We start from the raw sequence: 24,827 nt of genomic DNA, 5'->3' as shown, positions 1-24,827 counted from the left end.
CACCGCAATTCCAGGCACCACAGGACAGGACCCCTACGAAACGACACCCCAAGAGGGCGCCATGACCGACCCCGAATCCACTCCCTCCTCCGCCTCTGCGCACGAATCCCCCTACGCCGACGAGTACCGGTTCGTCGGCCAGGTACTCCGTATCTGCGAGGAGTCGCCCGGGGCCAGGGCCGCCTTGCGCAGCGGGCTGCGCAAGCGCGTTGACGACTGCGAGCGCATGCACTGGGTGATCGCCGGCCTCGTACCAGAGGCACACCGACACTACGAGAACACCGAGCGCGCGTACTACGCGATCGCAGCCATGATCGCCTCCGCCTCCGCCTCGAAGTCGCATGCCGGCACGGCTCCGGAACAGACCGTCCGATCGCGGCGCAACTTCGGGGAGTGCCTCGCCGGGGCCGTGGACGCCGGTCTGCTCCGTGAGAGCAGCGCGGAGGCTCGATTGAGGCTTCTGACCAAACAGAGCGTCGGGGGACTCCACCGTACCCTCCCAGCCAGCGTACGGATCGTGGGTGAGCAGCTGCAGTTCGGCGACTGGGTGCGGCTGCTGGCAGACCTGCGGGCATGGGACCTCGACCGCCCTCGCGTCACCCGCCAGTGGCACCAGTCCTTCTACCGCACACGGCTGCGCAGCGAACGCGAAGCCGCCGACCGCGCGGATGCCACGGAACACAGCGAGGGCGCTGGCGAATAGCCCCTACCGCACCTCACCCCCGCCTCAACCGCCACTTCGCAGAAGGAGACTTCATGTCCCGTCAGCTGGGCTACTTCATCGAAGGCCACATCATCCAAGGCACCCCGTACGCAAACTTGAACCGAGACGACACGAATTCGATCAAAACAGTGCAATGGGGAGGTGTGAATCGCACGCGGGTGAGCAGCCAGAGCTGGAAGCGTGCCATGCGGCTGCGCCTGCAGACCCGCCTCGGCGAGACCTCGTTGCGCACCCGGAGGCTCGCGGAACGGATTGAGCGGCACCTGGTCGAGGAGCGCGCCTGGAGTTCTGAGGCCGGGCGGCGCGCCGCCCGGCATGCGGTCGTCGCCAGCAGTGTCGGCGCCGAGCCGCCCGGCAAGGACAAGGAAGGCGAGCCCTGGTCCTCGGCCGCGATGGTCTACGTCCCCGACACTGCCGTAGCCGAACTTGCCGACCTGTGTGAGGAGTTCCGGCCCGCACTGGAAGCAGCGAAGGACAGCAATGCCCTCAAGCAGAAGGATGCACTGCTGCCCACCGACCGGGTCGACGCTGTCCTGCGCTCCCGCAACGGCATCATCAACCTCTTCGGCCGCATGCTGGCCCAGATCGAAGATGCCAAGGTCGATGGCGCCGTACAGGTCGCTCACCCATTCACTACGCACGAGACCGACACTGAGATCGACTACTTCAGCGCCGTCGATGACGTAACGGACAATTGGGGCGATACGTCAGGTAGTGCCCATATGGGACATGCGGAGCACAGTGCGGGCGTCCTGTACCGCTTCATCGTCGTCGACACCCGCGAACTGCTCAGGAACGTCGACGCTGACATCGCGGCCGCCCATGAGCTGATCGCTGCCTTCCTCGACGCCGCGATCCTCTCCCTGCCCCAGGCGAAGAAGAACTCCACCGCCCCCCACACCGTCCCAGCCCTCGTCCAGCTCACCGTGCGTGAAGACCGCCCTGTCTCCTACGCCGGCGCCTTCGAGAAGCCCGTACGAGCACCGCGCGAGGGCGGACACACGGAGACCTCCATCGCTGAACTCGCCGCATACGCCGAGGCGGTCAACAAACTGCTTGGCAACACCGGCATCCACTTCAACGGCCACGCATCTCTCGTCGCCAAGGACCTCGCCGGTCTCGGTGAGCGCCTCGACTCCTTTGAGGAGCTCATTCAGGGCGCCACCACCGCAGCTCTTTCCAGTGGGGCAGAGCAGTGACAGCTTCCTCCGGCCTTGAGGGCGAAGGGCTGCTCCTGCATCTCGCCGGGCCCTTGCAGTCCTGGGGTGTGGCCTCCCCCTTCAACGAACGTGACACCGCCCTGTCCCCGACTCGGTCCGGATTCATCGGCCTGTTCGCCGCAGCTCTCGGGCTCGCCCGCGAAGAGCCGTTAGGCGAACTGCGGACCCTTCATTTCACTGTGCGCATCGACCGCGCCGGTACCCGGCTGCGTGACTTCCACACCGTCGGTGGCGGTATGCCCCGTCACCTCACCGTCGCCACCTCTGAAGGCAGACGACGCAAAGGTGACACCGCCACCCACGTCTCGAACCGCTACTACCTGCAGGACGCTGCTTTCACTGTGGCCGTCACCTGCGAGGACACCGACCTCCTGCGCAAGTGCGCCAATGCCCTGCGCCGCCCTCGGTGGCCCCTCTACCTGGGCCGCCGCTCCTGCCCACCCACTGGGCCCGTCCTGCTGGCCGAAGCCCGGCGCGGACCCCTGACGCACCTGCTCCGACTCCCTCTTGCCCGCACGCCATCGCGGCAAAAGCGAACCTCCGACCTGCCACTACTGGAGACCGTGGAATTCACGACCGACCTTCCGACCGATGCCCTCGTTCACGCCATGCGCGAGGAGTTTCCCGGACTGGCCGTCCCGCACGCCTTGGAAGAGGAAGTGCGCGACGTCCCCGAAGGGTTCGCTTCGCTGGACCGCCGCTACGGCACTCGCACCCAACGCCGAGTTCCCGTGCAACTTCCCCTGCCTGCATCTCAGTTCGGCGGACACGGCGTCGGCTACCTCCACGCGCTGACCACGTACCTCGACCAAGAACGGGAGACCTTGCGATGAACACCGACCTGTGGCTGACCCGGATCATCCCCAACCCTCACAACCACAGCGCACGCAGCGACATCCGCAGCGCCGTCGGTCTGCACCATCGCGTCATGATGCTCTTCCCTGACGGCCTGGGCGCCAACGCCCGCCACATGGTCGGCGCATTGTTCCGCGTCGACGAGACCCCACTTTGCACCAGCGTCATGATCCAGAGCGCCCTCGCGCCCAACCTCGAACGCCTCGATCCCGCCTACGGCCAGGCCCAAAGCCGCCCGCTCTCCCCCCTGCTCCACAGGCTCACCAAGGGGACGGCCATCCACTACCGGCTGACCGCCAACGCCACGCGAAAGCTGGGTAAGAGGACCATCGCGGGACGTCCGGGCCAAGTCATTCCGTTGCACGACGCTGATGCCGACGTCTGGTGGCAGCGCCAAGCCGAAAAGGCCGGACTGGCTCTCCTCAGCGGCCACAACACCCGCCTGCCCGACGCGCGAGGCTCACGCGGCAGCGACAAGTTCACCGTCACCCACGCGCGAACCCGCTTCGACGGCACCGCCACCGTCACCGACCCCGACGCGCTCCGCCACCATCTCGCCGCCGGATTTGGCCGCGGCAAGTCCTACGGCTGCGGCCTGCTCACCGTCGCCCCCGCCACATGACCAGCCCCACCCATGCCAGGCGCCGACTGGCCGCCCCCACCGCCGCGATGCTCCCGCGCGTCGGCGACTCCTTGTCGTTCCTCTACCTGGACGCCGCTCGTGTCGTCCAGGACGACACTGGAGTCGATGCCGTCATCAAGACCGAGGCGGGCCCCCGGCGCGTCGCCATCCCCACAGCAGCCCTCAGCTGCCTCCTGCTCGGCCCGGGCACCTCCATCACCGCCCGCGCCCTGTCCACCCTCGCCCGGCACGGCACCACCGTCGTGTGTACCGGCGCAGGTGGCGTGCGCTGCTACGCCGCGGCCGTCCCCGACGGTATGCCCAACCGCTGGCTCGAAACCCAAGTCCGGTCCTGGGCCCAGGACACCGCGCGCGCCGACGTCGCCCGCCGTATGTACACCAAACGCTTCGGCAACACTGCACCTGTGGGGGCAACTATCGCCCAGCTGCGCGGCTTTGAAGGACAACGGATGAAGGCGCTATACCGCCTTCTGGCCAAACAGAACCGCCTACGTCCCTTCAAACGCTCCTATGACCCGTCCGACTGGGACAGTCAAGATCCGGTGAACCGGGCGCTCTCCGCAGCCAACACCTGCTTGTACGGAATCGCCCACGCCGCGATCACCGCGATCGGATGCAGCCCCTCCCTCGGCTTCGTGCACACCGGCACCTCGCACTCCTTCGTCTACGACGTGGCCGACCTCTACAAAGCCGAACTCACGCTGCCGCTAGCCTTTTCCATGGCCAATTCCTCTGACCCGGAAGGCGAAGCACGGCGCTCCTTCCGGGAGGAATTGCGCCTCTTCCGCCTCCTTCCGCGCATTGTGGCCGATATTCAGGACCTCCTGGAACCGGGTGACCAGATGCGCCAACAAGACGCCGAGGAAGCGTCCGAGGAACTGGTCCACCTCTGGGACCCCGTCGGCGGAGCCCTGGACGGTGGCCGCAATTACGGCGAGGCCCAGCCGTGACCAACATGACCGTCATCGCCACCACCGCCATCCCAGACAATGTCCGTGGAGCCCTCAGCCGCTGGCTGACCGAGCCGATGCCCGGCCTCTACGTAGGCACCCTCTCTGCGAAAGTCCGCGACGAACTATGGGGCGTGGTCGCGAAATCCGTGGGTGACGGCGCCGCCGTCCTTGCATTCCCCGACAGTAGTGAGCAACGTTTCGCGATCCGCACAGCGGGCCAACGAAGACGCGCTCCCATCGATTTCGACGGCCTCACGCTCATCGCTTTCAACCCGACGGAAACGGACATAGAAACGGTAACGGTCTGAAAGAGGGCAGGTTGGGAAGGGTGATCCCCCGCGCGGCGGGGGTGAACCGACGCGGCGGCGGTAGAGGCCACTGTCCGGGTCGTGATCCCCGCGCGGCGGGGTGAACCGTCGCGGCCATAGGTGGCGACCTGTCGGCGGACGTGATCCCCGCGCGGCGGGGGTGAACCGTTCGGGCCCAACGCCGGAGCCGCCGAACTGATGTGATCCCCGCGCGGCGGGGGTGAACCGGGCGCCAAGACGCCCACGGGCTTCAGCTTGGCGTGATCCCCGCGCGGCGGGGGTGAACCGGCGCCGCGGTCCATGAGGAAGCCGGGTGGGGCGCGATCCCCGCGCAGTGGGTGAACCGCCACCCCCGGCCCGTCCGCGGGCAGTTCCGACGCGATCCCCGCGTAGATGGGGGTGAACCGCCGTGGTGGGGTGTGGGAGCTGTCCGTGGCTGGCAAGGGCATGTTATGAGGCCCAAGGTCCTGCAGGAGATCCACTGGCAGTCCGCAGCGAAACGGCAGCACATTTTCCGCACGGCCCCAGGGACAAGAGCGTCGTGGACGGGGCGCAACTGACAGGCATGTACTTCCGCGAGAACAGCCCAGTACGGGATGCATCCGGGCCACCCCAGCGGTTCAGGTACTCCGGGTCGGTCATGTACCCGTGCCTGCAGCGTCAGCGAGGCGGCGAGGCAGATCATGCCGGTGACGAAGGGCACGGCGCGGGACGTTGGGCGGATGGTGTCGCCAACGCCCGTTGACAACCGGCCAACGAGCAGGGGCAGACGTGATCGGGAAGCGTGTGCCAGTGGGACGTCCAGCAGGGCGCGGTAAGTTCTGCCGCGACCTGTGCGAACGGCTGCGATCCGGTTGCTCGCAACTGGCCCTGAGGTACTTCCAAGGGACCGATCGGTAGTTTGCTTCCCGCCACATTGTCAGCGCTTGCTTTCCATGGCCCCTCAAGTGGCACGGGGGGCAGGTACCTTGCTGTTGTTGCTTGTGTTAAAGGTGGGAGCATCGCGAGGAGCCTTGGCTGACCTAAACAATTACCGAGGCGGCTGTACGGGGAGGGTTAGATCGTGTCTGCCGGCACGGGGGATGCACCAGGGGCTGCAGTCGTGGGTGCCGTGGCAGCGGCTGGCGCGGTTGCCGCAGCGAAGGCCATGCTCGTTGAGGGCGAGACGCTCTCGACGTTCAAGCGTCGGGTCGATGCGCTGCTGCGGGACTTGGAGCAGTCGAAGGCTGCGCCGAAGTCGATCGCGAGCGGGGCGATGCCGGGCGGTCGGCTAGGCGCTTTCGACGAGGCCGATGGACTGCACTCCGCCTACACGAAGGTGCACAGCCAGCTGGAGAACCTGTCCAAGATGTTGGCCCTGCAGATCGAGAGCTTGGTCACCACGGTCGATGCGTCGAAGACGGGTTACGACAACCTGGACGACGACGTGCGTGCCCGCCTGAGCCGTATCCGGTCCCAGGCCGACGCGCTGGTGCACCCGGGCGCGGTATCGCACCACGGCTCCCGTCACGGAAGTGCGGATGCCGCTTCCGGTGGCGAGCCCGCGCCGAAGCCGACGGACGGCGAAGCAGGTGGCCTGTGATGGCATCCCGCACACGTGGTGGAACCACGGCCGCACTCGGCACTGGGACTGGCGTGGTTGAGGGAGGGTACGGGGCATGAGCGACTTGGGTTCCCAGGTGTGGGGCATGGCCAAGTCCTATCGATTCGCCGTGCATAGTCCGGAGGAGCTGTGGGCGATGGTCGAGCCCGCGGACGGCGCGACGGCAGCGGATCTGGGCACGCTGCTGACGTCGGCGGCGCAGACGATCAAGGAGATCGGCGGCGATCTGAAGACCCACAGTGCAGCGGTCGAGTGGGAGGGCGAAGGCGCCGACGCGTTCCGCAAGTGGGTTGATCAAGCGGCTCGGGCGACGCTGAGTCTGGGTGACTACAGCGAGAGCGCCGGGAAGTGGCTGGGGCATGCGGCGGACACGTTGCATGAGGTCAAGCCGCAGATTGAGTCGTTGAAGAACTCGAGCGCCTCGGCGCGCTCGATCCTGGACGCGCACGACGCCGCGGCGACGGACGTCGGCAACCACGACAGCGGGCCGTCGACTTCCTCCGTGAAGACGGCGAAGACGCAGTACGACAACGACCGTGCCGAAGCTTCCCTGTTGATGACGAAGCTGGCGCAGTCGTACTCGGCGTCCACGGAGCAGATCGAGGCGCTGAAGGCGCCGGAGTTCCCGGTACTGCCGGAGCAGTTCGTTCCCCGAGTCAGAGACCGCCATGGTGCCAAGGACGTCTCGTCCTCATCGGACGATCCGTCGAACACCGGGACAGCAGCTGCGGTAGGGGGAGTTGGCGTGGCCGCAGCGGGAGCTGTCGCGCTCAAGGAAGCGGCCCATGGCGCCTCGTTGGCCGGCGGACACCAGTCGACTGCTTCCGCATCCCACCTTCCGAGGCCGACCCCGGATCTGCCATCGGGCGGCACGGGCACCTCTCTTGATCGGGCCGGCACGCTTCCCTCCCCATCCACTTCCACGCCGGCTCTTTCCTCTCCGGCACCTTCGTCGCCTTCGTTGACCGGCGGAACTTCAGGACTCGCCACGCCACCATCCGAAACACCGCCCCTGTTCAGCGGCACGGGGCGGTCCGTTGCTCCGCCACCTGGTTCGGGCAGCGGCCGCGTCCCGTCATCCCCTGGCGTGCGCGGACCGCTCGGCGTTCCACAAGGCACCGGCCGGCCGGGCGGCCCTGGTACTTCCCGTGGAGTGACGCCAGGCCGCGGCCTTCCCGCTGTGGAGCGACCGGGGATTCCGGGTGTCCAGGGCGGCACGGCCTCGCCGGTACGCGGGCCGGGTACCGCGGGTCCGGGACGGCCGACGAACGGGATTGCTGGTGGTCGTCCGGTCTCGCCGCAGCCGGGGCGCGGCGCAAGCTCGGTTCCCCGGGGCACGGTCGTTGGGGGATCGCCCTCCGAGTCGAGAGTCGGAGCCCGAGGTGGCGTGCCGGAGGGTTCGGCACGCACTGCAGTGGGGGCGGGCCGTGGCACCACGGTGGGCACGGGGCGTGGGACGGCTGGACCTGGTGGGCGGTTGCCTGCCAGCTCGGACGGTGTTGTCGGTGGTCAGCCGCAGCAGTCCGCGAAAGTGCGGCGTGCCTCGACGGCGACCGATCGCGCTGCGGCCGGTGCCCGTGGAGCGGCGGTGAGCCGTAGCACCGTGGGGACGCAGCATGCTGGCGGACCCGCACGCGGCTCCTCGGTTGCGGCACGCAAGGACGAGGATCGGCGTGGCCCAGAGGAACGTCCGCTCGATGAGCGGCCGGACCGTGAGGACGCAGGGGACATCGAGGTGCAGCAGCCTGAGCGCGTGGAGCCTGAGCTGCGCCTGCCGGGTCTGCCTCCAACGGCTCGGCGTGACAACTAAGGATGATCATGAGTGCCCGTACCCAGCAGGTCTGCCGATTCCGGCTGGCGTCAGCCGTGGCCGGCGTCGCCCTTGCGTGCGTCGCCGTGACACCCGCACACGCCCAGTCCGTCCGGGGCCAGCAGTGGTACCTGGACGCCATGCAGGCCGAGCAGATGTGGAAGACCAGCACGGGCAAGGGCATCACGGTCGCCATCATCGACACCGGCATCGACCTCAACCTCGCAGACCTGCGCGGCCAGGTACTACCGGGCAAGGACTACTCCCGCGGCTCCGGCGACGAACACACGGACTACGACGGTCACGGCACAAGCATGGGTGTCCTCATCGCCGGCACCGGAGCAAAGGGGCAGGCGACTGGCTCGTACGGTCTTGCTCCGGGCACGAAGGTGCTCCCGATCCGCCTTCCGTACCCCAACGAGCACACGCGCAGCAACGGCAACCCGGACAGCTACCCCACCTATATGTCCAAGGCGATTCGCTACGCGGCGGACTCCGATGCTCAGGTCATCAACATCTCCCAGGGCAGTACCGACAATTCGCCTGAGTTGAACAAGGCCGTCGCCTACGCGCTGTCCAAGGGCAAGCTGATCTTCGCGGGTGTGGGCAATACCGGTGATGGGGCCAACGCGTTGGAGTATCCGGCGGCGACGCCCGGGGTCGTGGGTGTCGGGGCCATCGGCAAGGACCTGAAGAGGACCTCGGAATCCCAGTCCGGACCGCAGGTGGATCTGGTCGCCCCCGGTGCGCAGATGATCGCCGCGTGCACCGGGAAGACCGGCTTGTGCGAATCACACGGCACCAGTGATGCCACCGCCATCGCGTCGGCCTCGGCGGCGTTGATCTGGTCGAAGCATCCGGACTGGACGAACAACCAGGTGCTGCGGGTCATGCTGAACACCGCGAGCGGACCGGTCAGCGGTCAGACGCGCACCGACGAAATCGGCTACGGCGCTGTCCGCCCCCGGATCGCCCTTGCCAACCCCGGCAACCCGGGTCCGGCCGACGAGTACCCGCTGCCGGACTACAAGGCCGCAGGCTCTGCTGCGCCGGGAGGTGTCAGCGCCAAGCCGTCCAGGGGCGCCTCGGCGTCGCCCACCGCGTCTTCCGATGACTCCTCAAGCTCCTTGCCGTGGATTTTGGCGGGTGTCGGCGGGCTCGTGATGGTCGGGGCGGGCGGTGGGGCGCTTGCTGTCCGCGGCCGTCGGCGCCGCGCGGCGCCGGCCGCGCCCGTCCCGCCGGCGCCGCAGCACGGCTGGGCGCAGCCGCCTCACCCCGGCCAGCAGCCAAGCGCAGGGCAGGGCCAGCCGTGGCCTTACCAGGACACCAACCAAACGGGCGGGCAGTGAGATGACGGGGGATCGAGCGGGGCGAGATTCGTGAGCGACATGAACGGGGAACAGCGCGCGGCGGACGGTGCGGTCGGTATGCAGCTGAATCACCTTCCCGACGAATCAGAGTTCGCAGGCGGAAGTCAGCCGGACCTTGCCTCGAGCCCGGCGCAGAAGAAGGCCGCCGCACGGGCCATCGAGCAGCACATCGAGCCGGACACCCGTAAGGCGGGCGACTGGGCGGACGCCGAAACCGGCACGGCCGTCGCGGAGTTCCGCGACGGATGGCTCACCTCGGGCGCTCTGCAGAAGGCCCACAAGGCGTGGGGCGGGCAGGTTCACAACCTGCTGAACAGGCTGTCGTCGGAGAAGACCGCACTGCGCAGCGCCAACAACACGCTCCAGGGCACCGACGGGGAGGTCGGCGCGCGTACACGCGCCCTCTCGCCGCTCGACGGTTTCTGACCCACCGGGCCACGCCCGCCGTTCGACCAGACACCGCAGCAGGAGCACGGGGGAAGCATGCCGACGTACCACGACATCATGACGGTCGACCTGTCCACGCTCACCGCGGCCGCGGACCGTTGGGACGGGATGGCCCAGGAGTTCCATAAGCAGGAGCTCGCCTACGACCGTGATGTGCACGGCATATCCATGGGCTCGACTTGGTCGGGGCTGAGTGCAGATGCCGCCAACCGGAGATTCGACATCACGCTGAAGGAGTTCCAGAAAGCCCAGACGGAAGCCAAGGCGGTCGCCTCCCTGCTGCGGGACGCGCACCACCAGTTCGCCGAGGTACGCAAGCAACTCAAGTCCGCCCGAGCGGACGCCATCAAGGCGGGCATGGCCGTCTCCGCCGAGGGCGCGGTGTCCTTCGACACCACTGATCTCACCGAGGGCGAACGCACCGCCCTCCACCACGACCCCTCGTACCAGGACTCCGTGGGCCAGGCCGTCACGGCCTGGCAGGAGTACCTCGACCAGATCGTCAAGGACGCGGAGAAGACCGACCACTCCGTCCAGACGGCCCTCAATGGCGTGGTCGTCGACTCCGACCCGAGCGACGGCACACCCGCGGGCTTCAACGGCGACGCGAAGGACCACCTCAAGGACTACAAGGCCGCCGCCAAGGACGGCAAGAAGTCCGGCGGCTGGGCGGGCGATTGGAAGTGGAGCCTGGACGAGTGGAAGCGGTCGTTCAGTGCCTCCGCGGATCCGAAGTACGGCAAGGAGGGCTCGATCAAGTCGGGCTTCGACCTCTTCCACCTGGCCGGGAAGGGCGCGCTGACAAACGGCGACTTCGCGCTCGCCGGGGTCTTGGACTTCTCCACTGGTGGGCGTGGCAGCGCGAACTACGGGTTCAGTGAAAAGGGACTGTCGGCCAAGGCCGAGATCTCCGCAGCCTCGCGCGGACTGGCCGAATTCCGGGCTGAGTACGGCGACTACGGTGGTATCTACGAACGGGGTGACGTTTTCGCCGGTGGTGAGGCCGGAGTCACCGCCAAGGCGACCACGGACAACATCGGCCTCAACGCCAAGGCCTTCTACGGGGTGAAGGCCTCTCACAGCACGGGCGTCGAGGTAGCTGGCATCGGCATCGGGGCAACCCAGGAGGTCGGCGCCGGTGAAGGTCTCGAGTACAACTTCGGCATCAAGAAGCGAGAAGACGGTACGTGGAAAGCCAGCATCGGGGGCTTTGCCTCGGAAGTCGTCGGGGCAGGAGCTGGTGTCGAGATCACCTTCGACCCGGGCAAGTTCACCAAGACCGCTGGGGACGTGGCTGACGCCGTCGGTCTCGGTGGTGCGGTTGACGCAGTCGGCCATGGTGCGAAGTCCCTCAAGGACAATGTCACCGGTTGGTTCGACTGATCCCCGATGAAAGGAGTATCGAGTTGCCCGCGCAGCTTCCAACGGCAGTAGATTTCCAACTGCCCGAAGGCTGGTCCCCGGCCTCACCCGAGACATGCGACAGCTTCGGCGTGTCTTTCGCTGCGCTGCACCCTCACCCTGATGACGGGTTCACTGCCAACATCACGCTCGACGGGGAGGTTCCAGCCAGGGACACACCGCTGACCGACCTGGCCGATACCTCCCTGGAACTTCTCGCGCAGACCGCCGAGTCCGTGCACGTGGTGGACCGTCGCGAGGTCGGCCCGGCCGATGCGCCCGCGCTCGTCCAGCGCGTGGTCCTCGAGGCCGCGGTCGAGCACGAGCGGAGAGACCTGGCTCAGACCCAGGTGTACTTGCCCCTTGTGGACACCGACGATCCACACAAATATGCAGTGATCAAACTGGCGCTGACTTCCACCACGGAACAGCACCACGAAGTCCTCGAAGACTTCCAGGCCTTCGTGCGTACCGTGCGCCCGAGTGCACAGGAGGAGAACTAGCAGTGGGCCGCTTCAGCGACTGGCGGACAGGAACCAAGTACCCGGAGGAAGGCGCGGAGCCGCTGCCACGCTCCCACGTGGAAGAGGCCCTGTTTGCGATCAACCATCCGGACAAGCCGTGGCGAGTGCGCGCTGCATTCGCGGAGGAAGATGCCGACGTGGTGGCCGAGTGGCACATGATGGAGCCTGCCTGGGGCAAGGGCATGAGCCGACGACAGACCGAGCGGACGTTCAAGTTCCGTATGCGCCTGGACGGGGCGAGCCACGAGGCGCGGGTCTGCGCGGAGGTCCGGGAGATCACCCGGGCGGGAAAGCCGCCCGGTCGCATCGTGGAGCGCAAGACAGGTAGAGGACCTCGAACCCGCGTGTTCTCCCGGTCGAGCAGCTCGGAGAAGCGGGAGGACGGCAGCCGCGAGCGTGTCTACGACTTCGACTTCGACTCGAACTACATGCGGGCCCCGCTGCAGAAAGTAGTCCTGACATCGGGCTGGACGTGGCGAGGCACGCGCAACCCGTGATCCTCTCAGACGTAAGCAGGACCCCTGCCGCGCTGAACTATGCCGCCCATGGCGTTGCACCGCTAACAGGCGGATTGACTGACTGAGCTTCATCACGTACCGAACGAGGGGAACGGTCGATGAACCAGACAGGTGTCGTCGCAGCCATAACTGCTGCGGCCGCATTGGGCGGTTCGGCAGTGACCTCCCTGGTTGGGTTACGGAGCATTCGCATGCAGAATGCTCATGTACTCAATCTCCGCCGCGAGGAGCAGGCGGATATCAGGGTCAGCGAACTGCGCAGAGCCCGACGTGACGCCTACGTGGCCTTTTTGGATAGAGTGGCCGAAGCGGTGCATCTGATCACCAAGACTCATGACGCGCACTTGAGTAGCGACGAATTCCAAGCTGCATTCACTGAGGCCTGGAATAAGGCCAATTCACTCGTCCCACTCATCAACGTGGTAGCAATTGAGGGTCCAATAGAAGTCTTAGAGTGCGCGCGGGAGCTACGGAAGGCCCTGTACGGCGAGTTGAAGACCGTTCAAGCGGCGCGTCAAGGGCGACAATCACGGGCTGCAGCAACCGAGGCTGCAGATCGGCGACGGCGGGCCGTCAGCGCAACGTCATCCGCAGCTCGAGAAGCTCTCGGCAGCAACATGAGCACACGTTGACCACGAGCGCCGCCCCAGCAGGGCCTCACCACCTTCACGGAACCCGACAGAGGCCTCTTGCCTGCTCTCCAATGCACAGAAACCTCAACTTCACCTCTGAACTTGGGCTATCAAGGATTGCCGCCGTATCGCTGCGGACACCATGCCGCGCATGACGAACATCCCGGCTCTCTCCCTCACTACAGCGGCCGTTGCGCTCATCGCGGCCGGTGTCGCCTACTACAACGCCCGCGCCACCAGCGCGCGATCTGCATTCGAGCTTGCGCGGACTCTCTACAGCGACCTCACCTCACAGGATGTAGCGGCATCGCGAAGCATCCTTGAGTTCTACCGCCGCGCCCCCTCGCGAACTGGCGGGCAGACCAAGGAGGCCATCGACCACTACTTCGTGCTGCTGTGGCAGTTCGAAAAGGTCTACGCCGGGCGCGAGTCCCTGGTTGGGCAGCGCACGATCAACGGAACAGGTGGCGCCATCGCCTTCCTTGACCGAATGATCAAATGGCACGTCGAAGAGTGGTCAGCCCGATGGCTCGATATCCGAGCCAAACTCGAAGCCCACATTGATGAGGTCGATGACTGCCACACTCTGGAGGCCTTCTGTGACCTGGCGGACTCCATGCGAGTCGGCCAAGAACACGTTCCCGCTATCAGAGAAGTCATACAGGCCGCCCGGGACAGTCAGGTGCAGACCGCAGGCTCAACTTCCTCTCAGGACTGAGGCGTTCACCCTCGTGCTGTGACCGGCGAGGGTCGCCGAGTTCGGACTGGCTCCCTGCGGGGCACGGTGCGGGCACTCAGTCCGAAGCCAACCCAGGAGGGATTCCGGGCCGCAGCACTGGACTGACCATTGGCGCGGGGGCGCCCCGGCCTGGAGGACTTCGTGACTCGCCTGCTGCCCACCCGCGCACTGTGCTCGGCCACCGCAAGGACGGCCAGCCCATCCATCCGGTCCTCGGCGCCGATGAGCGCGACTCCTCCAACGACCAGGCGCGTACGTTCACGCAGGACGAGGCGTCCCAGCTCCTGGCCCGCGAGAAGCAGCAGGGCGGCCGGACGGCGGTGAAGGATGTCCTGGCGGACCTGTGCTCGCCGACGGCTTCACACCCGGCCTGGTCACCCGTGCGTCACGAAGCGCTCTCCCCGGCGGGCTCGTCGAAGTGGACGGTGCCGTCCTTGTCGAGGCGGGGGTGGATGACCTCGGGTCCGTGTTCGCTGGTATCGGACGGGCGTGGTCCTTCCGGCCCGTCGGGGCCCCAGCGCAGTAGCCGTCGCGTACGGCCGATCCTGGAGATCGTCCCGTGGACTTCGACCTGGTTGAGGTGCTCGGCACGCAGTCGGTCGGCGGCCGCGGCGAACAGCGCCAGCTCCGCCACCGCGGGGTCCGTGCCCGCGGCGACGACGGTGCGCGCGTCGGTGCCGACGCTGACGTCGGCAGGGTTCGGGGAGATCAGGCCGAGGCTGCGGGGTTCCCACCAGACCAGGAAGAAGTCCAAGGTCCGGCGTGCGTCGTGGGCGGTGGCCAGCAGGCTGCTTGCCGGTTCCCAGGGCTCGTCGCCAGATCGCTGCACGATCCGGAACACCGCGGGCAGGAGCACGACGTCGGGATGGCTCTCCACCGCCTGGGCGGACTCGCGCAGTACGTCGTGGGGGAACCTGGCGCCGGTGTAGGCCAATTCGCGCAGGGCCAGGCGCTCCGCCGCGAGGACGGGGGACAGGGGTGCGTCCGGATCCAGGACCAGGCCGTCGTCCACGCGCGCGTCCCGGGTACTGCGGGTCCAGTCGGGGGTGAGGGGTTCGGGGTCGGTGGCCCGTGGCCCCTCGATGTCGCCGGCGCCGTCCATGACCGCGTACTCCTCGGCCCGTACGACGCGGTATCGGGTGCCGAGGACCGTGAGTTCGTCGACGGGCTCGCGCTCCAGGCGGGCGACCGCGGCCAGCAACGCCCGCCGCTCTGTACGGTCCTCTGCCTCGTCCTTCGCCCGGAACCAGAGCCGGGAGTTGAGACTGTCGCGGGCCTGCTGCGGAGAGCCGTGGGTAATCTCGCTCACCACCCGCCACCGGGGGCCGTCGTCCTTGCTCTGGGCGGCGACCCCGAACAGCGGGCCGCGTACCGCGAGAACATTGTGGTGCGCGGCGGCGTCGACGGCATCGGCCTCCCGCGCGGCCTCCACCGGCTCCGTCGGGACCCTGACCGTTACCGGCCGTTGGGCCGGTCCCACACCTTCTTGGCTCATACCGTCATCCTGGCGGCAACTGCACCGGTCCATCATGGTTTTGTCCGGACCGCCCACCGGCCGCATCGCTTCTCGATCCTGGGGCGGGGGTCCGCTTCAGCTGCCCCTTTGGACCGATGGCAAGTTCGACAGCCGGTGGTCCCCGTAGCCTTCGAGAGCCGACCTGTGACCTTGGAGGGTGACCCCGCATGCCGAAGACCACGCAACTGCGCACCTACACCGTGCGCGAGGGCCTGCTCGACGAGTGGGTTGAGCGGTGGCAGGGTGAAATCGTGCCACTGCGGCTGGAGTTGGGCTTCGAGATCGGCGGAGCCTGGGTGGATCGGGAGCGGAACCAGTTCGTCTGGCTGATCTCGTACGAGGGTCCGGAGACGTTCGCCGAACGCAACGCCCTCTATTGGGCGTCGCCGAAGCGCGAGGCGATGAAGCTCGATCCGGATGACTACCTGGTGTCGACCGATGACCGGACGGTCGAGCCGCAGCAGGTGTGACTACGGGGTGAGCGGCAGCATGTGGAGGCGCCGCTCCTCGTCGCTGAGGGTGTGAAAGACCCGGCCGCGGGCAGTCGCCTCCAGGCGGTCGAAGTCGGGAACGGTCGGCCAGATTCGGGCGGTGCCGTCGTAGGACGCGGTGAGCAGGTGTGTGCCGTCGGGGGACCAGGCGACGGAGGACACCTTGTCCTGGTGGACGCCGACGATTTCCGTCTCCTCGAAAGTCATGGCTGACCACAGGCGTACGGTGCGGTCGTCGGAGACGGTCGCGATGTGGCGGCCGTCGGGGGACCAGGCGATGCCGCGGACGCGGCCCTCGTGGCCTTTGAGGATGTCGAGGCGGCGGCCGGTGGCGACGTCCCAGACGGCGGCGGTCCAGTCGCCGGATGCGGTGGCGACGCGGGTTTCTTCGGGGGACCAGGTGACGTCGTCTACGTAGTTGTCGTGGCCGCGCAGGACGGTGAGTTGCTGGCTGTCCGCGATGTTCCACAGGCGGCAGGTGCGGTCGTCGGAGGCGCTGGCCAGCAGCTGGCCGCTGGGGGACCAGGCGATGCGGCTGATCCAGTCCTGGTGTCCGGTCAGCGTGGTGGTGGGGGCCAGGGTTGTGCTGCCTGCCGGGGCCGACCAGATCTGCACCGCGCCGTCGTGGTCGCCTGTGGCGATCCGGGTGCCGTCCGGGGACCAGGCCGTGCACTCCACCACGGGTCCCTGGCGTACGAGTTCGGTGGCGTGAGCGGGGTCGAGGACGCGCAGGGTTCCGTCGTTGGTGCTGATGGCGAGGCGGTCGTCGAGCGGGGACCAGGAGACGCTCCATACGCGGTCGCCGTGTTCGGCGACCGGGCCGGTGGGGGAGCCGGTGGCGGCGTTCCAGAGGCGGACGGTGGTGTCGTCGGAGGCGGTGGCGATGCGGGTGCCGGTGCCGGTGCGGGACCAGGCGGCCTGGTTGACCGGGCTGCAGTGTCCGTCCAAGACGAGGTGTTCGGCGCCTCGCGGGCGCAGGTCCCAGATGCGGGCGGTGGTGTCGGTGGAGCTGGTGGCGAGCTGGTTGCCGGTGGGGGACCAGGTCACGCCCCAGACGGTGTCGGTGTGGCCGCGAAGAACGGTGATGACCTTGGCGTCCTGCGCGTCGATGACGCGTACGGTGCGGTCGGACGACGCCGAGACGAGGTACTGGCTGTCGGGGGACCAGGCGATGTTCCAGACGTAGTCCGTGTGGCCGCGGACGAGGAGGCGTTGTTCGCCGGTCGCGGCGTCGAAGATGCGCACGGTGTGGTCGCCGGAACCGGTGGCGATCCGCTGTCCGTCCGGGGACCAGGCGATGCCCTCGACGAAGTCGGTGTGGCCGGTGAGCGTCGTGACGGTGGTGGAGGTGGCGAGGTCCCATACGCGGGCGGTCTGGTCGTGGGACGCGGTGGCCAGTCGGGTGCTGTCGGGGGACCAGGTCACGCCCCAGATGTCGTCGCCGTGGCCGTGCAGTTCGTGGGCGAGGGTGCCTTCGGCCGCGTTCCATACGCGGACCGTGTGGTCGCGGAACGTGCCGGCGATCCAGCGTCCGTCGGGGGACCAGGCGACCTGGCGTCCGATGTCGCCGGCGCCGGTCAGCAGGCGCAGAGGCTGGCCGGAGTCCGCGTCCCAGACCCGTACGACGCGGTCGCGGCCCACCGTCGCGAGCCGCGCCGAGTCCGGTGACCACGACACCCCTTCGACCATGACGCCCTCGCATGGCAGGACGTGCGTGCACCGGCCCGAGCGGGCGTCGAAGAGGCGTGCCGTTCCGTCGCGGGATGCTGTGGCCAGTACGCGGCCATCCGGTGACCAGGCGATATGCCGGACGGTATCGGTGTGGCCGTCGAGCTGCGTCCGTAGGTGACTGAAGGCGAGCGCGGTGATCAGGGCCCGGCGGGCGGTCGGCGTGGACGCGCACTCGCCGACCGCTGACAGGGCCAACAGCAGGGCCTGTTCGGGGTGTTGCTCGACGGCGTCGAGCGCGCGCCGGCCGACGTTGTCCGAGACGCGCCGCAGGAACGCGCGGTCGTGCCGCTGCGAGGACTCCACCAGCGACTGCGCGGCGGGGGCCGCCTGGCCGCTCTCTTGCAGGGCGTGCAGCCAGCGCCGGGCTCGGGTGAGGCGTTCGCCGGTGAGGAGGTAGTCGGTGCTGCGGCCGGATCGTTCCCAGTCGTCCGCCCAGCGGTCCAGTTCCGCGCGCTGGCGCAGCTGCTCGGTGCGGGCTTCGACTTCTTGTCGTAGTGGGCCCACTGGCGGAAGAGCGCTTCGTGGGTGACCTGGGCGAACGGCTCCTGGTCGCTGCCCGCGCCCGAGGTCAGCAGGCGGGCGTCGATGAAGGCGTCCACGATGTGCCGCTGCTGCACGGTCAGTTCGGACAGCGGCACCCGGCGCCGGGCGACCTCCTGCCCCTGGACGGTCACGAACTTCAGCAGTACGCCCAGGACGTCGTCGATCCCGATGTCCGCGGAGCCGAGTTCGGCGACGGTGTGGTCGGCCTGCCGGGCGAGCGCACCGGCCACGCCTCCGTGGCTGAGGTAGAGCTCCTCGGTGACCGTCTCGCCGGGGCCGGAGGCGAAGTAGAGCTCCTGGAGCAGGTAGGCGAGCAGCGGTAGGGCGTCGTCGGTTCCGGCCTCGGTGACGATGGCGTCGACGACGCCAGGGGCGTAGGTCATGTCCACCAGTGCGCCCGGCTGTTCCACGGCCTGGGCCAGCTGGCTGCGGCTGAGCGCGCCGATGGCGATTGGGTGCTCGAACAGCTCGGCGTGCCGGGTGGCCAGCAGATGGCCGAGGAAGTCCACGCGTAACGTCACGAGTACGCGTACGCGCGCATCCTGCGTGACACAGGTGCGCAGGGCGTCGAGGAACTGCTCGCGCTCGCGCTGGCCGGCGAGCGTGATGACCTCCTCAAACTGGTCGACCACGACGAGGACTTGACGGAATCTGCCACCGCGCAGCCGGGACAGCTCCGCCACCAGGGCGCCCGGATCCTGCCGCAGTCGGCGCAGGATGGAGATGGCCGCCTCGTGGTCCGTGCGGGCTGCGGCGAGCGTGGCGGCGAGGGCTCCCATGAGGTTGGGGCCGGGCGAGAAGGCGGGGAGCACCGACCAGCGGCGCGTCCGCAGCCGCGGCATGACACCGGCTCGTACCAGGGACGACTTCCCACTGCCGGAGGCGCCCGCGAGGACGACGAATCTCCCGGTGGGTCGCGCCTGCGCTTCGTGCAGCCGCTGGGTCAGTTCGTCGGACTGGGTCCGGCGGCCGAAGAAGACAGGAGCCTCGTCCTCGGTGAAGGCGTCAAGGCCGGGTACGGGACGCGGTCGCGAGGCCAAGCGGTCGGCGGCGGGGCGGGGTTCTCCAGCCGGTAGACGACGACCTGGACGACCATCATCGTGACGATGAGCAGCCCGATCGCGGGGATGGCGGCGCGCTGCAGCACATGCAGCATCCAGGGCGCGTCGTTCTCATTGGTCGCATAGTTGGTGACGATCCCCAGCAGGCTGGCGACGAGCACCAGCATCACCTGGAGCAGAAGTTGCAGCCGATTCCTCATGCCGCACCGGCTCGCCGGTCACCGCGCCGTCGCAGCACTTCCCGCCCCCGCTCAGCCGTCACCGCGCCCGGGCGTCGTCGCCCGAGGCCCTGTGAACATCATCTGCGGTAGGGCAGGCGATCTCAACAGCCCCTGAACAAACGGGACATGGGCCGAGCGGATGAGGCTGAAATCAAGGAGTCAGGTTCGCCCACACCACCTTGCTGCCGTCGCCGTACACGGTCGTCCCCCACGCCGTGCTGAGCGCGGCGACCAGAGTCAGACCCCTGCCGCACTCGGCATCACCGGACGCAGCGGACCTCGGTGCGGGCAGTCCGCGACCGGTGTCACGTACGGCGATGTGCACGCCGTCCGCGTACTCGACGAGGACGCACACATCCGGTGAACTCGCCGCGTGCACCACGGAGTTGGTGACCAGTTCACTGACGACCAGGGGCGCGGTGGCGCACAGGTCGTCACCGGCACCCCAGTGCTCGAGCACCGCGGCGGCGGAGTGCCGGACTTCGGCGACCCGCGCCAGATCGGCGCGAAGGCGAAGACGGCGCGGCGGACCGCGATCTCACAGCGCGGGAGCGGCGGGGCGGGGATCGAGCGGAAGCACAGGTGCTGGGGCGCGAGTGCGGGGAGGTCTTCGGTTCGCGTTCGCGGGGACATGGTCCGTCACCTCACAGAGCGGGCGCGTGATGCGCCGAAGCCGGATACGGGTCGTGCAACGCATCGGCGAGGATCCGCCCGCTCCGGCCGGATCCCAAGCCGCTCCGGTCACCGGTGACGACCGACCGGTGACCACTTCACCGATGACGTCACCGATCGCGTCGATCACCCCCGCTACCTGGTCCGCTCTTGCCCGAGTCGCTCCTACGGTGGCCGTCCCGCCAGCGGTGTCCAACGATCGGGAGGGCGCGGTGAAAATGAGGCATGGCCCCACGTGTGCCGCCGAGCTGCGTCGCCGTGGCGCGTCCGCGCAGTGGCCGGTGAGCCGGATCGTCGAGGAGATCGTGGCGTGCTGCGGAGTCTCCCGGCTGCGTGCGCACCGACAGGCGCGAGGCTGGACCCTGGCCCAAGCCGTCGGTGAATTCCGGGAGTTGTGCACACGGGAGAATCTCCCGTCGCCGCGCATCGACGTCGATCAGCTGCGGGCGTGGGAGACGTCGGGTCGCCGTCCCGTCCCCGGCACCACCGATCTGCTGTGCCGCCTGTACCGCAGCAACCCCCACGACCTCGGCCTCGACATCGCCGCCGACTACACGCCGAGCGGGCCCGACCAGGGGCGACCGAACGCCGGGGGCGGCGGGGCACTGGACGAGGTGCGACGCTGCGTGGACCGCACGCTCGCCGCCGCCACCGTGAGCGGGGACCAACTGGACCTGCTGGAAGAGCGGTTGATGACCCACCGGCGCCGCTACGTCACGATGCCACCGCAGACCATGCTCCCGGACCTGGTCGCGGACCTCGACGACGTACGACTACTCGCCGAGCAGCGGCAACCGGCCGCCACCCAGGCCCGGTTGTCCCGCATGACCGCACTCCTGGCGACCCTGATCGCGGACGCCCTGATGAAGCTCGGCCAGCTCCGGGCGGCCGCCGCCTGGTACGCCACCGCGCGCACTGCCGCCGACGACTCGCGCGACCACACGGCGCAGGCCAGGGTGCGCATCCAAGCGGCCATACTGCCTTACTACTACGGCCTGTTGGACTCCGCGATCCACCTCACCCGCGAGGCCAGACTCATCGCGCCGAGCGACGCCCCGGACGGAACGGAAGCCTTCGGCGCCGTCGCACACGCCCGGGCACTCGCCCGACGCGGAGACGGGCAGGAGGCTGAGAGGGCACTCCGTGCAGCCCAGGAGCACTTCGCCCTGCTGGACCACAGCCAGGAGGCCTCGGACGCTTTCGCCTTCCCCACCCGCCGCTTCCTGCTGTACGCGAGCGGGACCTTGACCTACCTCGGCCGGTCCCGCCAGGCCCGCACCATCCAGCAGGAGGCCCTCGCGCTGTACCCGACTCATGGAGCCGGAATCGATCCCGCGCTGCTGCATCTTGAGGAAGCGATCTGCCTCGCACTCGAACGCGATCTCGCGGGTGCCTGCCGCCTCGCCACGAACACCTACCTCGCTCTGCCCCCGGAACAACGCACCCCGATCGTCGCGGTCCGCATACGACACATCCTCGAAGCGGTACCGGCCCGCATGTGCACAGCCCGCGCCTTCCGTGAACTCGGCGAGATCCTGGCCCTCCCGAAGCCGCGTACGTGACACTGCGCCTGAACGTCGGCCAGCCTGAACCCATGACGCAGACGCGCCCGGCCGGCTTCGACCCCGACGAACTGCGATCCGTCCTCGCGCGCGCCTGCCGCCAAGCGGGGCTCGACGCCAACGGCGCGATGCTGATCCGCGGGCAGACCAATGCGGTGTTCCGGCTTGCGCATGAGCCCGTTCTCGTGAAGGTCGCGCGGCGCGGAACTCCGGTGGGCGAGGTGCGCCGCACGGTGCGACTGGTGCGGTGGCTCGCGGGGCGCGGCATCCCGGTCGCGCCTTTGTACCCGCTGCCCGCGCAGCCCGTCGTGGTGGACGAGGTGGCGGTGACCTTCTGGGACTACCTCGATCAGACCCAGGGCGCGGTTCGTGCGGAGGACCTGGGCAAGCCGCTTCAGGAACTGCACCTGTTGCCGCACCCGCCTGTAGACCTGCCGCCGCTGGATGCGATCGCCGCTATTCGTAGGTCAGTTGAGAGCGCGATGCTGCTGAAGCGGCCTGTGCGCGAGGAGCTGATGCATCGAGCGGAGCTGCTGGCAGCGCGGTTGCGGGATGTCGAGTACGGGCTCCCCGCGGCGGTCCTGCACGCCGACCCACAGCACGGCAACGCCCTCCACGACCATGGCGGAGTCGTCCTGTGCGACTGGGACAGCGCCCGGTGGGGACAGCCGGAATGGGACCTCGTGACGATCGAAGTGCACTGCCGGCGGTTCGGCTACGGGCGGGCTCAGTACCGCGCGTTCGCGGAGGCGTACGGCTGGGACGTCATGCGGTGGAGCGGATACGAGGTACTGCGGGACCTGCGAGAGCTCCGCATGATCACCACCAACGCGCGAAAGGCGTCGTATCTGCCGGACACGTTGCCCGAAGTGCTGCGGCGTGTCCGGCTGTTGCGCGCTGGCGATGCGGAAGGTGCTTGGTCGATCCTCTGACTGGCGTTTCCGTCACTCCGTAGACATCTGGCTACGGGCGCGTCGATCTGCTGCGCACTGACCAACTCTGCTAGTGGAATGTCAGGAGTTCTGTATGACTGTGGTCTCCGCGACATTGATGTGGTGAGGCGGGCTCGGCCTCGGGGCGTGGGGCTGCGCGAAGGTTGTTCCTTCGGGCAGCCCCACGGGCCTGGTGCCGGATCACATGTCGGTGCAGTGCGTGGTCCGCCAGCGAAGGAACTGGTCGGAGCGGTTGGTGATGACGCCGTCGACGCCCCACGAGGTCATGCTCTGCCATTGGGTTTCGCTGTCGATGGTCCAGGTGTACACCTGGACGCCGGCCTGCTGGAGCTGCTTGACGACTTCGGGCCGGGTTGCGAGTGAGGTGGACTGCACGGCGTAGGCGTTCAGTTGGAGCGAGCGGGCGGTGGCGACGGGGTCCGCGTCGAGGGTGGAGCGGAGCAGGGCGACCTTGGTCTGCCAGGGGGAGGTGGCCGCGGCCCGCACGATGTTCTCGTCGAAGGACTGCAGGGTAGTGCGCTCGCTCATGCCGGCGTTGGCGACGAGCTCGAGGACCTTGTCGACTGCCGCGGAGGTCTGGGGGCCCTTCATCTCCAGCAGGAGACGGGCGGTCTTGGGCTTGAGGGAGGTCAGTGCCTGCTGCAGGGTGGGGACGCGGCCGCCGCCGTCGATGGTGAGCTGGGCGATCTGTGCGGCGGTGAGCTGGTCGACGCGTCCGGTGCCGTTGGTCGTGCGGTCCACCGTGTCGTCGTGCATGAGCACCGGCACGCCGTCCTTGGTGAACTGCACGTCGGTCTCGACCCAGTCCGCTCCGTGATCGGCTGCCATCCCGAGGGATGCGACCGTGTTCTCCGGGGCGAGGGTGGGTGCTCCGCGGTGTCCCATCGCATAGGTGTCGGTGCAGCCGAACACGACGGACGTCTTCCACACGCGGATGGTGTCGATGGATCCGGCGAAGTACTCCTGGAAGGTGCCCTGGTAGCGGACGCGGCCGATTTGGAGTCCGCCGGTGGCCTTCCACGGGGTGGTGAAGGCGGCGGCCTTCTGCGGCTGGCCGTTCACGAACAGCTGGACGGTCTTGGCGGTCGCGTCGTAGACGCCGGTGAGCTGGGTCCACACGCCGGTCTCGGCGGTGCTGGTGCTCACGGAGCGGACGATCCCCGTGTCGTCGGTGTCCTTGGCGTGGCGGTTGAACACCCACTTGTCGTAGGCCTTGGAGTAGTACAGCTGGAATCCGCTGGCCCGGCTGCCTGCCTGCGAGAGGAACGTGTAGTTCCTGTCCTTGTTGTCGAGCTTGACCCAGGCGGAGACCGAGAAGGACTGGCTGGTGTCGACCATGGAGCTTGCGGTGGCCGCGTAGGCCGAGTCGCCGTTGAGCTGCAGCGCGGAGCCTGCGTTGCCCGCGACACCTGCCTGGGCGCCGCCCGCCAGCGTCGCGACCGGCCCGGCGCCCATGCCGCCGCTGACCCGGGTGGCGCCCGCGGTCTCATCCAGCGGGAAGGACGCCAACTCCTGCAACCGTGCGGGCAGTTCGCCGCCCGCGGTGGCCGTCGCGTCGGCCGCCGTCATCACCGACTGGACCGTACGCACCTCATCGACGAGGCCGACCGCGTACTCCTGGTAGGTGCCCTGGTAGCGGACCCGGCCGATCTGGAGCCCGCCGGTCGCCTTCCACGGGGTGGTGAACGAAGCGGCGGTCTGGGCCTGCCCGTTGACGAACAACTGGACGGTCTTGGCGGTCGCGTCGTAGACGCCGGTGAGGTGGGTCCACGCGCCGGACTGAGCCGCACTGGTGCTCAGGGAGCGGGCGATGGCGGTGTCGTCGGCGTCCTTGGCATGCCGGTTGAACACCCACTTGTCGTACGCCTTGGAGTAGTACAGCTGGAATCCGCTCGCACGGCTGCCCGCCTGCGACAGGAACGTGTAGTTCTTGTTCTTGTTGTCGAGCTTGACCCAGGCGGAGACCGAGAACGACTGGCTGGTGTCCACCACCGGGCCCGCGGTGGCCGCGTACGCCGTACTGCCGTTCAGCTTCAGCGCCGAACCCGCCTTGCCGACGGCACCCGCCTGCGCGCCGCCCGCCAGAGCCGCCGTGAACTCCTGGGCCTTGCCGCCCAGCAGGTGCCGCGAACCGGCCGCCTCGTCCAGACCGAAAGCGGCGGACTCCTTGAGAGGGGACAACGGGAGAAGGGCCGCGTTCGCCGGTGTCCTCGCCGGCTGGCTGCCTGCCGCGACGGCGACCGAGGGCAGGGCCATGGCTATGGCTGCTGTCCCCGTGAGAGGCAGCACGAATCTGCCGCTGATTTTCATCGATGATCCCTGCTTATCAA

23 protein-coding genes and 1 pseudogene are annotated in these 24,827 nt (G+C 68.3%); 17 read left to right on the top strand and 7 right to left on the bottom strand.

Annotation, left to right across the window (positions count from 1 at the left end; translation table 11 throughout):
- The first annotated feature begins 61 nt into the window (after positions 1–61).
- The 7 genes from casB (at position 62) to ACIBUY_RS34105 (ending at position 6,285) form a co-directional block, all read left to right on the top strand.
- On the top strand, positions 62–703 hold the full coding sequence (casB, locus tag ACIBUY_RS34135) for a type I-E CRISPR-associated protein Cse2/CasB (RefSeq protein ID WP_399154697.1): 642 nt from the start codon (positions 62–64) through the stop codon (positions 701–703).
- A gap of 53 nt (positions 704–756) precedes the next feature.
- Positions 757–1,923, top strand: coding sequence for a type I-E CRISPR-associated protein Cas7/Cse4/CasC (gene cas7e, locus ACIBUY_RS34130; RefSeq protein WP_399154696.1), 1,167 nt, complete (start codon positions 757–759; stop codon positions 1,921–1,923).
- Entirely contained in the window at positions 1,920–2,777 is an 858-nt protein-coding gene (cas5e, locus tag ACIBUY_RS34125; protein ID WP_399154695.1) for a type I-E CRISPR-associated protein Cas5/CasD, read from the top strand. Before cas7e ends, cas5e begins: the two co-directional genes overlap by 4 nt.
- Positions 2,774–3,421, top strand: coding sequence for a type I-E CRISPR-associated protein Cas6/Cse3/CasE (gene cas6e, locus ACIBUY_RS34120; RefSeq protein ID WP_399154694.1), 648 nt, complete (start codon positions 2,774–2,776; stop codon positions 3,419–3,421). The genes cas5e and cas6e overlap by 4 nt, the downstream gene beginning before the upstream one ends.
- The gene (gene cas1e / locus ACIBUY_RS34115; RefSeq protein WP_399154693.1) at positions 3,418–4,392 is read left to right on the top strand and encodes a type I-E CRISPR-associated endonuclease Cas1e; all 975 of its coding nucleotides are present in this window, start codon (positions 3,418–3,420) and stop codon (positions 4,390–4,392) included. The genes cas6e and cas1e overlap by 4 nt, the downstream gene beginning before the upstream one ends.
- A 5-nt stretch (positions 4,393–4,397) precedes the next feature.
- Positions 4,398–4,703, top strand: coding sequence for a type I-E CRISPR-associated endoribonuclease Cas2e (cas2e, locus tag ACIBUY_RS34110; RefSeq protein WP_399154763.1), 306 nt, complete (start codon positions 4,398–4,400; stop codon positions 4,701–4,703).
- 1,102 nt (positions 4,704–5,805) lie between these two features.
- Positions 5,806–6,285 (top strand): hypothetical protein, encoded by a 480-nt coding sequence (locus tag ACIBUY_RS34105; protein ID WP_399154692.1) that lies wholly within the window; start codon positions 5,806–5,808, stop codon positions 6,283–6,285.
- Positions 6,286–6,633: 348 nt separating this feature from the next.
- Here the strand turns inward: ACIBUY_RS34105 and ACIBUY_RS34100 are convergent, their stop codons facing one another.
- A complete protein-coding gene (locus ACIBUY_RS34100) occupies positions 6,634–6,897 on the bottom strand; it encodes a hypothetical protein (RefSeq protein ID WP_399154691.1) in 264 nt (87 codons plus the stop codon).
- A gap of 1,227 nt (positions 6,898–8,124) precedes the next feature.
- On the opposite strand from ACIBUY_RS34100, the gene mycP reads away from it, so the two are divergent.
- From mycP to ACIBUY_RS34065, 7 genes are all read left to right on the top strand, one after another.
- Positions 8,125–9,465 carry a type VII secretion-associated serine protease mycosin gene (gene mycP, locus ACIBUY_RS34095; protein ID WP_399154690.1) on the top strand — a complete coding sequence of 447 codons (1,341 nt, stop codon included), beginning with the start codon at positions 8,125–8,127 and terminating at the stop codon, positions 9,463–9,465.
- Positions 9,466–9,504: 39 nt separating this feature from the next.
- Positions 9,505–9,912 carry a hypothetical protein gene (locus ACIBUY_RS34090; RefSeq protein ID WP_399154762.1) on the top strand — a complete coding sequence of 136 codons (408 nt, stop codon included), beginning with the start codon at positions 9,505–9,507 and terminating at the stop codon, positions 9,910–9,912.
- A 129-nt stretch (positions 9,913–10,041) separates the two neighbouring features.
- Positions 10,042–11,316 carry a hypothetical protein gene (locus ACIBUY_RS34085; RefSeq protein WP_399154689.1) on the top strand — a complete coding sequence of 425 codons (1,275 nt, stop codon included), beginning with the start codon at positions 10,042–10,044 and terminating at the stop codon, positions 11,314–11,316.
- A 23-nt stretch (positions 11,317–11,339) separates the two neighbouring features.
- On the top strand, positions 11,340–11,837 hold the full coding sequence (locus ACIBUY_RS34080; protein ID WP_399154688.1) for a hypothetical protein: 498 nt from the start codon (positions 11,340–11,342) through the stop codon (positions 11,835–11,837).
- Positions 11,838–11,839: 2 nt separating this feature from the next.
- The gene (locus ACIBUY_RS34075; protein ID WP_399154687.1) at positions 11,840–12,355 is read left to right on the top strand and encodes a hypothetical protein; all 516 of its coding nucleotides are present in this window, start codon (positions 11,840–11,842) and stop codon (positions 12,353–12,355) included.
- 212 nt (positions 12,356–12,567) lie between these two features.
- A complete protein-coding gene (locus ACIBUY_RS34070) occupies positions 12,568–13,008 on the top strand; it encodes a hypothetical protein (RefSeq protein ID WP_399154686.1) in 441 nt (146 codons plus the stop codon).
- Positions 13,009–13,159: 151 nt separating this feature from the next.
- The gene (locus tag ACIBUY_RS34065; protein WP_399154685.1) at positions 13,160–13,726 is read left to right on the top strand and encodes a hypothetical protein; all 567 of its coding nucleotides are present in this window, start codon (positions 13,160–13,162) and stop codon (positions 13,724–13,726) included.
- 406 nt (positions 13,727–14,132) lie between these two features.
- Here ACIBUY_RS34065 and ACIBUY_RS34060 read toward each other — a convergent pair whose 3' ends face one another.
- Positions 14,133–15,242 carry a DUF5954 family protein gene (locus ACIBUY_RS34060; protein ID WP_399154684.1) on the bottom strand — a complete coding sequence of 370 codons (1,110 nt, stop codon included), beginning with the start codon at positions 15,240–15,242 and terminating at the stop codon, positions 14,133–14,135.
- A 188-nt stretch (positions 15,243–15,430) separates the two neighbouring features.
- Here ACIBUY_RS34060 and ACIBUY_RS34055 point away from each other — a divergent pair, with 188 nt between their 5' ends.
- Complete coding sequence (locus tag ACIBUY_RS34055) at positions 15,431–15,733, top strand: NIPSNAP family protein (protein ID WP_399154683.1); 303 nt, start codon at positions 15,431–15,433, stop codon at positions 15,731–15,733.
- Here the strand turns inward: ACIBUY_RS34055 and ACIBUY_RS34050 are convergent, their stop codons facing one another.
- The 4 genes and pseudogenes from ACIBUY_RS34050 to ACIBUY_RS34035 all read right to left on the bottom strand — a co-directional run bounded on the left by ACIBUY_RS34050 (position 15,734) and on the right by ACIBUY_RS34035 (position 19,809).
- Positions 15,734–17,788: a WD40 repeat domain-containing protein gene (locus ACIBUY_RS34050; protein WP_399154682.1), complete on the bottom strand. Its 2,055-nt coding sequence runs from the start codon at positions 17,786–17,788 to the stop codon at positions 15,734–15,736. It abuts the gene before it with no gap.
- 251 nt (positions 17,789–18,039) lie between these two features.
- Positions 18,040–19,068 (bottom strand): annotated as a pseudogene (locus ACIBUY_RS34045) (ATP-binding protein); the annotation flags it as partial.
- The gene (locus ACIBUY_RS34040; protein ID WP_399154681.1) at positions 18,972–19,256 is read right to left on the bottom strand and encodes a hypothetical protein; all 285 of its coding nucleotides are present in this window, start codon (positions 19,254–19,256) and stop codon (positions 18,972–18,974) included. The pseudogene ACIBUY_RS34045 and the gene ACIBUY_RS34040, both read right to left, overlap by 97 nt.
- A 205-nt stretch (positions 19,257–19,461) precedes the next feature.
- Positions 19,462–19,809 (bottom strand): ATP-binding protein, encoded by a 348-nt coding sequence (locus tag ACIBUY_RS34035; protein ID WP_399154761.1) that lies wholly within the window; start codon positions 19,807–19,809, stop codon positions 19,462–19,464.
- A 391-nt stretch (positions 19,810–20,200) separates the two neighbouring features.
- On the opposite strand from ACIBUY_RS34035, the gene ACIBUY_RS34030 reads away from it, so the two are divergent.
- Positions 20,201–21,544: a hypothetical protein gene (locus ACIBUY_RS34030; protein WP_399154680.1), complete on the top strand. Its 1,344-nt coding sequence runs from the start codon at positions 20,201–20,203 to the stop codon at positions 21,542–21,544.
- Between the two features lie 32 nt (positions 21,545–21,576).
- Positions 21,577–22,476: a phosphotransferase family protein gene (locus ACIBUY_RS34025; protein ID WP_399154679.1), complete on the top strand. Its 900-nt coding sequence runs from the start codon at positions 21,577–21,579 to the stop codon at positions 22,474–22,476.
- A gap of 201 nt (positions 22,477–22,677) precedes the next feature.
- Here ACIBUY_RS34025 and ACIBUY_RS34020 read toward each other — a convergent pair whose 3' ends face one another.
- Positions 22,678–24,753: a LamG-like jellyroll fold domain-containing protein gene (locus tag ACIBUY_RS34020; protein ID WP_399154678.1), complete on the bottom strand. Its 2,076-nt coding sequence runs from the start codon at positions 24,751–24,753 to the stop codon at positions 22,678–22,680.
- Between the last annotated feature and the right edge of the window lie 74 nt (positions 24,754–24,827).

Source organism: Streptomyces sp. NPDC050085 (assembly GCF_044460595.1).
In the GTDB taxonomy this organism is placed as follows: Bacteria; Actinomycetota; Actinomycetes; order Streptomycetales; family Streptomycetaceae; genus Streptomyces.
This window is presented reverse-complemented; position numbering and strand designations above follow the sequence as displayed.

Excerpts from the sequence above, each read along its gene's own strand:
- ACIBUY_RS34090 (WP_399154762.1), top strand. The coding sequence starts at position 9,505 with ATGAACGGGGAACAGCGCGCGGCGGACGGTGCGGTCGGTATGCAGCTG.
- casB (WP_399154697.1), top strand. The coding sequence starts at position 62 with ATGACCGACCCCGAATCCACTCCCTCCTCCGCCTCTGCGCACGAATCC.
- mycP (WP_399154690.1), top strand. The coding sequence starts at position 8,125 with ATGAGTGCCCGTACCCAGCAGGTCTGCCGATTCCGGCTGGCGTCAGCC.
- ACIBUY_RS34070 (WP_399154686.1), top strand. The coding sequence starts at position 12,568 with ATGCAGAATGCTCATGTACTCAATCTCCGCCGCGAGGAGCAGGCGGAT.
- ACIBUY_RS34030 (WP_399154680.1), top strand. The coding sequence starts at position 20,201 with ATGAGGCATGGCCCCACGTGTGCCGCCGAGCTGCGTCGCCGTGGCGCG.
- ACIBUY_RS34085 (WP_399154689.1), top strand. The coding sequence starts at position 10,042 with ATGGCCCAGGAGTTCCATAAGCAGGAGCTCGCCTACGACCGTGATGTG.
- cas7e (WP_399154696.1), top strand. The coding sequence starts at position 757 with ATGTCCCGTCAGCTGGGCTACTTCATCGAAGGCCACATCATCCAAGGC.
- ACIBUY_RS34055 (WP_399154683.1), top strand. The coding sequence starts at position 15,431 with ATGCCGAAGACCACGCAACTGCGCACCTACACCGTGCGCGAGGGCCTG.
- cas1e (WP_399154693.1), top strand. The coding sequence starts at position 3,418 with ATGACCAGCCCCACCCATGCCAGGCGCCGACTGGCCGCCCCCACCGCC.
- ACIBUY_RS34065 (WP_399154685.1), top strand. The coding sequence starts at position 13,160 with ATGACGAACATCCCGGCTCTCTCCCTCACTACAGCGGCCGTTGCGCTC.
- ACIBUY_RS34040 (WP_399154681.1), bottom strand. The coding sequence starts at position 19,256 with ATGCTGGTGCTCGTCGCCAGCCTGCTGGGGATCGTCACCAACTATGCG.
- ACIBUY_RS34060 (WP_399154684.1), bottom strand. The coding sequence starts at position 15,242 with ATGAGCCAAGAAGGTGTGGGACCGGCCCAACGGCCGGTAACGGTCAGG.
- ACIBUY_RS34025 (WP_399154679.1), top strand. The coding sequence starts at position 21,577 with ATGACGCAGACGCGCCCGGCCGGCTTCGACCCCGACGAACTGCGATCC.
- cas6e (WP_399154694.1), top strand. The coding sequence starts at position 2,774 with ATGAACACCGACCTGTGGCTGACCCGGATCATCCCCAACCCTCACAAC.
- ACIBUY_RS34020 (WP_399154678.1), bottom strand. The coding sequence starts at position 24,753 with ATGGCCCTGCCCTCGGTCGCCGTCGCGGCAGGCAGCCAGCCGGCGAGG.
- cas2e (WP_399154763.1), top strand. The coding sequence starts at position 4,398 with ATGACCGTCATCGCCACCACCGCCATCCCAGACAATGTCCGTGGAGCC.